The organism is Bradyrhizobium pachyrhizi (genome assembly GCF_001189245.1).
Taxonomy (GTDB): domain Bacteria; phylum Pseudomonadota; class Alphaproteobacteria; order Rhizobiales; family Xanthobacteraceae; genus Bradyrhizobium; species Bradyrhizobium pachyrhizi.
In genome coordinates this window covers 11,135-21,362 of the sequence record NZ_LFIQ01000039.1, presented here as the reverse complement: position 1 = coordinate 21,362, position 10,228 = coordinate 11,135, and the positions used below count along the sequence as shown (strand labels likewise).

The 10,228-nt window shown below is 65.1% G+C and carries 11 protein-coding genes; 8 read left to right on the top strand and 3 right to left on the bottom strand.

The window, feature by feature from the left end; genetic code table 11:
• Positions 1-90 precede the first annotated feature (90 nt).
• Positions 91-966 carry an SDR family NAD(P)-dependent oxidoreductase gene (locus AKL29_RS04955; protein ID WP_050383340.1) on the bottom strand — a complete coding sequence of 292 codons (876 nt, stop codon included), beginning with the start codon at positions 964-966 and terminating at the stop codon, positions 91-93.
• Positions 967-1,069: 103 nt separating this feature from the next.
• Between AKL29_RS04955 and AKL29_RS04950 the strand changes: the two genes are divergently transcribed.
• The 3 genes from AKL29_RS04950 to AKL29_RS04940 all read left to right on the top strand — a co-directional run bounded on the left by AKL29_RS04950 (position 1,070) and on the right by AKL29_RS04940 (position 3,983).
• The gene (locus AKL29_RS04950; RefSeq protein ID WP_028338186.1) at positions 1,070-2,293 is read left to right on the top strand and encodes a Rieske 2Fe-2S domain-containing protein; all 1,224 of its coding nucleotides are present in this window, start codon (positions 1,070-1,072) and stop codon (positions 2,291-2,293) included.
• 74 nt (positions 2,294-2,367) lie between these two features.
• On the top strand, positions 2,368-2,724 hold the full coding sequence (locus AKL29_RS04945; protein ID WP_050383339.1) for a non-heme iron oxygenase ferredoxin subunit: 357 nt from the start codon (positions 2,368-2,370) through the stop codon (positions 2,722-2,724).
• Positions 2,721-3,983: an NAD(P)/FAD-dependent oxidoreductase gene (locus AKL29_RS04940; protein ID WP_050383338.1), complete on the top strand. Its 1,263-nt coding sequence runs from the start codon at positions 2,721-2,723 to the stop codon at positions 3,981-3,983. Before AKL29_RS04945 ends, AKL29_RS04940 begins: the two co-directional genes overlap by 4 nt.
• Here AKL29_RS04940 and AKL29_RS04935 read toward each other — a convergent pair.
• Entirely contained in the window at positions 3,980-4,573 is a 594-nt protein-coding gene (locus AKL29_RS04935) for a MarR family winged helix-turn-helix transcriptional regulator (RefSeq protein WP_160321711.1), read from the bottom strand. The two genes, AKL29_RS04940 and AKL29_RS04935, sit on opposite strands and share 4 nt — an antisense overlap.
• 214 nt (positions 4,574-4,787) lie before the next feature.
• On the opposite strand from AKL29_RS04935, the gene AKL29_RS04930 reads away from it, so the two are divergent.
• Positions 4,788-5,972, top strand: coding sequence for an ABC transporter substrate-binding protein (locus AKL29_RS04930; RefSeq protein WP_028338187.1), 1,185 nt, complete (start codon positions 4,788-4,790; stop codon positions 5,970-5,972).
• Between the two features lie 132 nt (positions 5,973-6,104).
• Here the strand turns inward: AKL29_RS04930 and AKL29_RS04925 are convergent, their stop codons facing one another.
• The gene (locus AKL29_RS04925) at positions 6,105-7,082 is read right to left on the bottom strand and encodes a LysR family transcriptional regulator (RefSeq protein WP_050383336.1); all 978 of its coding nucleotides are present in this window, start codon (positions 7,080-7,082) and stop codon (positions 6,105-6,107) included.
• Between the two features lie 227 nt (positions 7,083-7,309).
• Here AKL29_RS04925 and AKL29_RS04920 point away from each other — a divergent pair, with 227 nt between their 5' ends.
• From AKL29_RS04920 to AKL29_RS04905, 4 genes are all read left to right on the top strand, one after another.
• A complete protein-coding gene (locus AKL29_RS04920) occupies positions 7,310-8,539 on the top strand; it encodes an ABC transporter substrate-binding protein (protein WP_430648851.1) in 1,230 nt (409 codons plus the stop codon).
• Positions 8,515-9,243 carry a nitroreductase gene (locus tag AKL29_RS04915; RefSeq protein ID WP_082190479.1) on the top strand — a complete coding sequence of 243 codons (729 nt, stop codon included), beginning with the start codon at positions 8,515-8,517 and terminating at the stop codon, positions 9,241-9,243. Before AKL29_RS04920 ends, AKL29_RS04915 begins: the two co-directional genes overlap by 25 nt.
• A gap of 14 nt (positions 9,244-9,257) precedes the next feature.
• A complete protein-coding gene (locus AKL29_RS04910) occupies positions 9,258-9,797 on the top strand; it encodes a 4-hydroxylaminobenzoate lyase (protein WP_050383335.1) in 540 nt (179 codons plus the stop codon).
• 38 nt (positions 9,798-9,835) lie between these two features.
• Positions 9,836-10,228 (top strand): dioxygenase family protein (locus tag AKL29_RS04905; RefSeq protein WP_488230417.1); only part of this gene is annotated, 393 nt, incomplete at its 3' end.

Below are 10,228 nucleotides of genomic sequence, written 5' to 3'. Positions count from 1 at the left end.
ACAACGAGACGGTGTTCTTCGACGTCTAGCGAAAACTGCTGTCTCCGCGCATGGCGACCACGCGATGCGCGATCACCTCCCGGGCCGATCTCAAGGCGTGACGCCCGGCTTGAACACGGCGAGCGGCGCGGGATCGCGGCTCGGCGGCGGCGGAACCTTTCCGTCGACATCGGTGAAGCCGTATTTAACCGCCAGCTCCGAGGCGAGCAGGATCTGGCCGCTCTTGGTCATCACGTCGGGATCGCTGGCGAGTGCCGCCACCGCGCGCCCGGCGAACACCGGCGTCTCGCCGCGTTCGGCGATCAGTTTGGCGAGCGCCGGCGGGACGCGATCGGGCTGCGCCGCAAGCTTCTCGCTCTTGATGTAGCCGGGCCAGATCGAAACGGCGGCAATGCCGAACGGCTTCAGCTCATGCGCCATGTCGCGCGCCATCCGGTCGACGCCTGATTTCTGCACGCCGAACGGAACGTTGAACGTGTATCTGACGCCGCCGCCCGACGACGTGTTGACGATCAGGCCGCGCTGCTGCGGCAGCATCAGCGGCACCGCCAACTGGCTGGCGACGAAATGCGAGCGCAGGCCGACGCGGTGCATGGTGTCCCATAGCGATGCCGGGACCTGCCAGAACGGGACATTCACCGGCATCACGTTCGGCGCCGCAAACACATTGTTGACCAGCACGTCGAGCCGGCCGTGGTCGCGCCGGATCAGGTCGAAGACCTCCTGCACCGAGCCGTCGTCGGAGTGATCGCACAAAAGGCCGATGCCGCAGCCGCCGGCCTCGTCGATCGCGGCGATGGTCTCGTCGAGCGAGCCCGGCCATTCCGATCCGCCGCTGTTGCGCGTCCGCGCTGTGACGATCACGGTCGCGCCGGCCTCGGCAAGGCCGATCGCCACGCCCTTGCCGACCCCGCGGCTACCTCCCGTCACCAGTGCGATGCGATCCTTGAGGCGTCCCTTGGTCATGATGTCTCCCAATATGGCTTCTTCGGAAGATAACTTGACAATAATCTTCCTAGGAAGATATTAGGCCCGGAACGGTAGAGGCGTCAATCAGGGAGGTTTCGCGATGGTCACGAGGGAAGAGAACGAATTGCTGTGCCGCGTCACGGGTGACGCGCCGATGGGACGGATGCTGCGGCAGCATTATTGGCTGCCGGCGGTTCTCTCGGTGCGCGTCCGCAAGGGCGAGGCGCCGGTTCGGGTCAAGCTGTTCGGCCGCAACTTCGTGGCGTTCAGGGGCAAGGACGGTTCGGTCGGCTTCCTCGACGAGGCCTGTCCGCACCGCGGCGCGTCGCTGGCGCTGGCACGGGTCGACGACTGTTCGCTGACCTGCCTGTTCCACGGCTGGAAGATCAATGCGCAGGGCGAGGTGCTCGACGTTCCCAACGAGCCGAACAATCCGAAGGAATTCGCCAAGACCGTGAAGGCGAAAGCCTATCCTGCGCGCGAAGGCGCCGGGCTGATCTGGGTCTGGCTCGGCGAGGGCGCGGCGCCGCCCGCGCCCGACTTCGAATGGATGGATCTGCCGCCGGATCAGGTCTACGCAGCCGGCATCGAACTCAAAGCCAATTGGCTGCAGGGCGTCGAGGCCACCATCGATTCCTCGCATGTCGCGCTGCTGCACCAGAGCTGGACCGCGACGTCGTCGACCGATTTCGGCGCGACGCGCGTCAACACCGAAGTCGCTTACGAGTTCGACAAGAAGCCCTATGGTTTCCGGGCCGCGGCGCTGCGCACCGCACCGGATGGGTCATGCCTTGCCCGAGTCACCGAGTTCGTGATGCCGTACTATGGCTTGATCGCGCCCATCTTCTCCGGGCCGCAGCAGGACCGCACCGCGATCATCGCGGTGCCGATCGACGACGAGAACCTGATCCAGTGGTACATCTTCTACAATCCCGAGAAGCCGGTGGATTCCTGGCGCAAGGTGCAGCGCGCCAACCAGTGGCCGATGGCTGGCGGCCTGCCGGGCGATCAAAGCAATAATTGGGGGCAGAATCGCCAGATCATGGATGCCGGCAACAGCACCGGCTTCCATGAGATTGTCATCGAGGATTTCGTTGTGATGGTCAGCATGGGGCCGATCGTCGACCGTTCGCAGGAATATCTCTGCTCGGCGGACCAGGCGATCGTCAGGGTGCGTCGCCAGCTGCTCGACGAGGTGCGCGGCTTCATGAACGGCAAGGCGCCGAAAAGCGGCCAGAGCGAGGTCATGTCCTACAAGGACATCCGCGCCGTCGGCGGCCGGCTCGCCTCCGCTGCCGAGGATTGGCGGCAGATTCCGCGCTGATCGGATTTGACGCCTTGGGCGCGGGCATCGTCTCCGCGCCGATTTCTCCGCATCGACCCAGGAGACGCTATCTCATGACCTGGCACCATCTGTGCGCCGCCGCGAAACTGTCGGAAGGGGAGCCGTTGGGCTTCAAGCTCGGCGAGCGGCGCGTTGCGCTCTACAAGGTCGACGACGACGTCTTCGCGACCGGCGACGTCTGCTCGCACGCGTTTGCGCTGTTATCGACAGGCTTTCTCGAAGGACATGTGATCGAATGCCCGCTGCACGGCGCGATGTTCGATGTCCGTGACGGCAAATGCCGGTCGAGCGCCTACAGGAATATCGAGGCGTTCAAGGTCGAGATCCGCGACGGCGAGGTCTATGTGCTGCTCGACGGCGGCGCCGCCCTGGAAACCGCCGGTGATGGCGGTGCGGACGTCAAGCCGTGAGCGGCCTTGTCGTCATCGGCGCTTCCTATGCCGGCATTCAGGCCGCCCTCACCGCGCGTGAAGCCGGCTATGCCGAGCCGGTGACCGTGATCGCCGATGAGAGCGCGCTGCCATATCAGCGTCCGCCGCTGTCGAAGGATTTTCTGCTCGACGAGATCAGCGCGCAGGGTCTGCTGATGCACGACGAGGCAATTTTCTCCGACAACAGGATCGAGCTGTGTCTTGGCAGCCGCGTTGTCGGGATCGATCGCAACGCCGGCCGGGTGGTATTGGCCGGCGGCGCGGTCCTCGACTTCGAACGCCTCGTCATTGCCACCGGCTCGCGCGCGCGCAGGATCGCGGTCCGTGGCGCCGACCTCGACGGGGTCTGCTATCTCAGATCGATCGCCGATGCCGCCGACCTCAGGGCGAGACTCGGCGAGGCCAGCGAGATCGTGATCGTCGGCGGCGGCTTCATCGGGCTCGAGGTGGCGTCCTCGGCGGCCAAGCTCGGCAAGAAGGTGACCGTGATCGAGGCCGCGTCGCGGTTGCTCGAGCGGGCGGTCTCTCCGGTGGTGTCGCGCTTCCTGCTCGATCGTCACGTACGAGCGGGCGTTGCGGTGAAGTTCGGCACGGCCGTTTCGGCAATGATCGGCGATGGCGGACGGATCGCGGCGGTCGAGCTGAACGAAGGCGTCCGTCTCGGCGCCGACCTTGTCGTGGTCGGCATTGGCGGCATCGCCAATGATGAGCTCGCCGTTGCCGCGGGGCTGGATTGCGCCAATGGCATCGTGGTGGATGAGCACGGCCGGACGGCATACCCGGGCATCTATGCCGCCGGCGACTGCGCCAATCACTACAGCCGCTTCGCGGGAGGATGGATCAGGCTGGAGTCGGTTCAGCACGCGCAGGACCAGGGACGGTCCGCGGGACTTGCGATCGCGGAAAGCCATGAGGCCTATGACAGCGTGCCGAGGTTCTGGTCGGATCAACACGATCTCAAGCTTCAGATCGTCGGGCACTCGGCGCGCAGCGACCGGATCGCGATCCGGTCGCTGCGCGCCGAAGCCGGTCGGTTCTCCGTGTTCAGCTACCGGGAGGGCAAGCTCGTCGCAGTCGACAGCATCAACAATCCCGCCGACCAGATGGTGGCGCGGCGCCTGATCGCAGCGGGCATTTCGCCGACGCCCGACCAGGCCGAAGACAGTTCATGCGATCTCAAAGCGCTGCTGAAGACGGGCAACAAGGCCGTTGCGTCATGTTGCCGGCGGCAGAGCTAATCCGCCGCCGCAAGCCGGCCGGACTTCTTCGGCGCCTTCACGGCTCTGACCGCGAGCAGCTTGCGCAGGCAGCGGTCCAGCATCGCGAGCTCCGCCTTGGTCAGTCCACTTGCTTCGGTCACGGCCTCGACCACCCTTGCCACCTCGGCAATGCCGCGGTCGGCGGTCGCAAGACCCTTGGCGGTGAGGCGGACCAGTTCCGAACGGCCGTCGTCGCTGGCCGAGACGCGGAGGACGAAGCCGCCTTCCTGAAGCCGCGCCACGCGCTTGGTCATGGCACCCGACGTGACGAGGAGCGCGCGGAACAGGTCGGTCGGGCGCAACTCGTACGGCTTCCCGGAGCGCCGGAGCGCCAGCAGGACATAGAGCTCGCCGGTTTGCAGGCCGACGGCCTTCGCGATGTCCTGCAGGCGCATTTCGTGCAGCTGGTTGACGCGCTCGAGCCGCAACAAGGTGCAGGCCGCGGCAAGGTCGAGGTCGGGGCGCTGTGCAAGCCAGGCGGCTTCGATGTCGTCGTAAAGGGTGCTGTCGGGCGTAGGCGGCGGCTTGATCGCAGGTTCGGCGCGGCGTGACACGCTGCTTTTCTTCATTCCCTTCCAGTCCCCTTCGTCCCGCGCCAAGGGCGCCGGCGCCATGCGTCGCAGCAATCTAGCATCGTCGAATTGACGTGTCGCCCCCGCAAGTTCCTGCGATCGCTTCACACAAGCGCATCGCTCGGCGGAGCGGCCATTTGCCGCCTTTCGTCGAGGTTGACAATTATCTTCCTAGGAAGAATATTCCGGGTAAGAAACAAGGGAGGAGCGTATGCGCGGACTTCGCGCTGTCATCATATTCGCGGCCTTGGTCGCGGCCTGCGGCTCGGCCGGCGCTGCCGAGACCGAATTGATCCTTGGCCAGACCATGCCCTATAGCGGGCCGGCGTCGGCCCTGAGCGCCGTCGGTAAGGTGCAGACCCGCTATTTCCAGATGATCAACGATCGCGGCGGCATCAATGGCCACAAGGTCAAGCTGATCTCGCTCGACGACGGCTACAGCCCGCCGAAGGCGGTGGAGCAGACGCGCAGGCTGATCGAGAATGACGAGGCGGTCGCGATCTTCGGCAGCATGGGAACGGCGCAGAATGCCGCGGTGCAGAAATATCTCAACGCCAAGAAGATTCCTCAGCTGTTCGTGTTCGCGGCAAGCGAGCGCTTTGCCGATCCGAAGACCAGTCCCTACACCATCTCGGGGATGACGCTGTTCAGCACGGAGGCCGCGATCTACGCGCGGCTGGTGGCTCAGCATACGCCCGGCGCGCGCGTCGCCGTGCTGTACCAGAACGACGACTACGGCCGCGAATATCTCCGCAGCTTCAAGGCCGAACTGGTGCGGCTCGATCCCAAGGCCGAGATCGTCGCGGCCTCGCCCTACGAAGTCACGTCGCCGACGGTCGATTCGCAGGTCGTGGCGCTGGCGAGCACCAACGCCAACGTCTTCCTCAATGCATCGACCGGCAAGTTTACCTCGCAGGCGATCCGCAAGGCGGGCGAACTCGGCTGGCGCGCGCAGCAGTTCCTGCCGATCGGCAGCAACTTCGTGCCGACGATCCTCAAGCCCGCCGGGCTCGACAACGCCAAGGGGGCGATCTCGGCGACGCCGACCAAGTCGGTCGGCGATCCCGAATGGGCCAACGATCCCGCCTATCTGGAATGGCTGGCTTTCATGAAAAAATACTATCCCGAGGGCGATATCGAGGATCAGCTCAACTTCACCGGATGGAACGTCGCTGTGCTGATGACCAAGGTCATCGAGGCCTGCGGCAACGATCTTTCCCGGCAAAATCTTATGAAGCAGGCCACCGCGCTGAAGAACCTGGCGCTGCCGGGTCTGATTCCGGGCATCACCGTCAACACCAGTCCGGATGATTATCGCCTGATCACGTCGTTGCGCCCGCAGCGTTTCGACGGCGAGCGCTGGGTTCCGATGTCCGGTAGCATGGCTGCGCAATGAGGGCCGCGAATTGTGGTGAAGCGCGGCCGGCCGCCAAAGCATGATCCGGAAGGTGCGAAGCAGTTTTTCGAAAAGAACATGCTCAAATAACGAGCTAAAGCGCGATGACGATCCGACCTAATTTCATCGCCGTTAGCGGCCGCGCCTGAGCTCTTCGGTGGCGCGCCGGAGCACCTCGTGAAGCCACTCGTGCGAAGGCTCGTCCTCGACGCGTTCGTGCCAGAGCAGCCGAACCTCCACGGGCGTCGTGGTGTAGGGCAGTTCATAGGTCGTGATCGCATGCGCCTGCTCGAGCGCACGCGCCAGCGGCCGCGGAACGATCGCGGCCAACTCGGAATCGATCAGCAGTGCGGGCACGGCAAGGAAATGCGGCAGCGAGACGGCGATCCGCGGCGGCCGGTCGCTGTCGGAGAGGGCCCGTTCGAGCGCGGGGCGGTCGTACATCTCCGAACGCCGGGCGAGTCCGCGCTCGGAGATGAAGCCGCCGATCGCGCCCTCCTGCTCGCCGCCAAAGGACACGACGACCAGCGGCAGGGTCGCGAGCTTTGCCTTGTCGAGCCGGCCAAGCTTGCGCTTTTTGCCGACGATCAGCACGTCGTCATATTCGAACAACAGCGCGGTGCGGAAGCGGCTCGGTGGCGAAGAGAACACGCCGATCGCGACGTCGATGCGGCCGAGGTCGATCTGCTCGGCAAGATCGATCCGCGTCACCGGCTTGATGGTGAGGTCGATCGCCGGAGCTTCCCGGCCCAGGATCTTCAGCAGCGGCGGCGCCAGCACCATCGTCGTGAAGTCGTTGGCGGCCAACGTGAACGGCTTGGTGGAGGCCGCCGGCGCGAAGGTCGGCAGCTCGACCGCAGCCTCCAGCGATCGCAGCGCCTGGCGAACCTGCGGCGCCATCGTCAACGCGCGCGCGGTCGGCTGCATGCCAGTGGCCGTGCGCACGAACAGGTCGTCGTCCAGCATCTCGCGCAGCCGCGCCAGCGAGTGGCTGACGGCGGACTGGCTCAGCGCGACCTTCTGGCTGGCCCGCAGCACGCTGCGCTCCTCCATGACGGCGTCGAATACCTTGAGCAGATTCAGATCGAGGGTCTTGAAGGAAACGGACACGATGCGAGTCCTGTCTGTAGCGGATCGTTCGCCTCGGCAAAATTCCGCGATCGACCGCAGTTAAGGCCAGCCGCCTGGCGGATGCAACCGAGCGGTTTCTCCGCGAGCTGCCATGCTGTCACCACCGGCCATCTGAAGCCGGTTCAGGATCACCGTGCAATACTTTCACTTCCGCAACGCGGCGTTCTGGCCAAGATTGCCCGCACCGGGTTGGGAGGAGAACAGCGATGAAGGCCTGGGTGATGGCGGCCCGAAGTGGCGCGCGTAAATCGATCGGACTGGCGTTGATGCTGATGGCGACAGGGACATCGGCGATTGCACAGAGCGGGCCGGTCAGGCTCGGCGTGCTGACCGACATGTCCTCGCTCTATGCCGACAATGGCGGCCAGGGTTCGGTGGTCGCCGCGCAGATGGCGGTGGACGATTTCAAGGGCAAGGTGCTGGGCCGCCCGATCGAGATCGTTGCCGGCGATCACCAGAACAAGGCGGATATCGGCTCGGCGATTGCCCGGCGCTGGCTGGAGAACGACAATGTCGAGGCCATCCTCGACGTCCCGAATTCCGCGGTCGCGCTGGCGGTGCAGGGCATCGCGCGCGACAAGAAGAAGCTGTTTCTCGCCACCGGCGCGGCAACGTCCCGGCTGACCGGCGACGAGTGCTCGCCAACCGGCATCCACTGGACCTACGACACCTACGCGCTGTCGCAGGGCACGACCAAGGCGATTTCGCGACTCGGCGCCAAATCCTGGTTCTTCCTTTCGGCTGACTACTCGCTCGGCGCGCAGCTCGAGGCCGACAGCCGCAAGGTGATCGATGCCACCGGCGGCAAGGTGCTCGGCGCGGTGAAGCATCCGATCAACACGCCCGATTTCTCGTCCTTCCTGTTGCAGGCGCAAGCCTCCAAGGCCGACGTGATCGCGCTCGCCGACGCCGGCGGGGACTTCATCAACGCGGTCAAGCAGGCCGGCGAATTCGGCGTGACGCGCACCCAGAAGCTTGCCGGCCTGATCGTCTTCATCGCCGACATTCACAGCCTCGGGCTGCAGAGCGCGCAAGGCCTGATGCTGAGCTCCGCCTTCTATTGGGACCTCAACGACGAGACGCGCGTGTGGTCGAAGCGCTTCATCGAGAAGACGAAGAAGGTGCCGACCGTGATCCATGCCGGGACCTATGGCGCGGTCATGCACTACCTCAAGGCGGTTGAAGCCGCCGGCACGCTTGATGGGCCGACGGTCGCGGCCAAGATGCGCGAATTGCCGGTCAACGATTTCATGACCCGCAACGGCAGGATCCGTCCCGACGGTCGGCTGGTCCGCGACATGTATCTGTTCCGCGTCAAGTCGCCGGAGGAATCGAAATACCAGTTCGACTACTACCAGCTGCTGGCCACGATCCCGGGTGAAGAGGCGTTCAGACCGATGGAGGACGGGGGATGCTCGCTCGTGAAGAAGTCGTGATCGACCGGGATGTGGCGTGCGGAGCCGCGCGCAATCCGATCGACGAGGTGATGGCCGGCCGGCTGTCGTGCCGCGAGTTCTCCGGCAGTCCGGTCTCCCGATCGACCGTCGAGCAGATCCTGCGCGTGGCGCGGTTCGCGCCGAGCGGCGCCAACATCCAGCCCTGGCACGTCTACGTGCTCGCCGGCGCCGCCAAAACCGAGGTGTCCGCTGCGCTGCTGCATGCATTTGAGAACGAGCCGAACGAGCACGTCTCCGAATATCAATACTACGCCAGCGCCTTCCCCGAGCCGTATCTCGGCCGTCGCCAGGAGTTCGGGCGATTGTTCTATGACTCGCTCGGGATCGCGCAAAGCGACATTGCGGCGAGGAGCCGGCAGACCGCAAAGAACTTCATGTTCTTCGGCGCGCCGGTTGGATTGATCGTCACCATCGATCGGCGCCTCGCGATGGGAAGCTGGCTCGATCTCGGCATGTTCATCCAGAACGTGATGCTGGCGGCGGTGGGGCGCGGGCTGCAATCCTGTCCGCAGGAAACCTTCGCCAGATTCCACCGGATACTGCGTCCGCTGTTGTCGATCCCCGCCGAGCAGATGGTGGCCTGCGGGATCTCGCTGGGCCACCCCAGGGAGCGGTCGCGCGCGCGGCTGATGCCGCGAGCGGATGTGGAGGCATTCGCCTCCTTCAAGGGTTTCGAGGATTAGACCAGGAGAAAGTCATGGGAAGCCGTGAACAGCTTATCGAACGCAGCATTCCGTTTCTGCGCGAGGTCAAGGACATGACGCCTAGCGCGGCGATGGAGCGATGGCTCAACAAGACCTATGGAGAGGACAGCGCGCTGTACCAGGATCTCGCCCGCCTCATCAAAATGGGAGTCGCGGAGGGTTGGGCGGCGAACCAGGAGGTGGAGGGCCCGAACTATCGGCGCAGCCGCATCCTTGAGCCGGTCCCAGAGACGTTCCAGTTCAGCATCACCGCGGTCTACATGAACAGCGCCGATCCGCGCCGCTTCAAGGACGAGGACGATCATGACGTGCTGCGCGGGCAATATCACGGCCACCCCTATGGCGAGCTCAATCTCGTCGTTCCGCTCGACAAGGGCGCGCAGCTGAAGGGGTTGCAGGGCTGGCAGGGGCCGGGCTGGACCGCGCCGGATCCCGGCAGCCGGCACTATCCGGAGGTGAGGGGCGGCGCGGTCATCGCGCTGTTCTATCTGCCGGCCGGGCGCATCTCCTACGATTTCAAGGCGCCGGCCTGATATCCGGCGCGGGCGGCGATCCGATCTGGAGAAAGCACATGACGTTGATCTACCCGGTCGCTTCGAACAGCGTCCATCCCCCGCGCCTGTCGCCTGCGTACCGGAGCGCGATCAAGCGCGCGCCCACGAAGCCGCTGATCCCGATGCGGCACACGCTCTCGGAGCTGACCGGGCCGGTCTATGGTCATGAGACCGTGCGCGCGCACGACAACGACCTCACCATCCAGGCCAAGGGCGAGCCGCTCGGCGAGCGCATCATCGTGCATGGTTATGTGCTCGACGAGGACGGCCGCGGCGTGCCCAACACGCTGGTCGAGCTGTGGCAGGCCAATGCCTGCGGCCGCTACGTTCATGTCGTCGACCAGCACCCGGCGCCGCTCGATCCGAACTTCACCGGTGCCGGCCGGACGCAATCCGATGCCAAGGGCTAT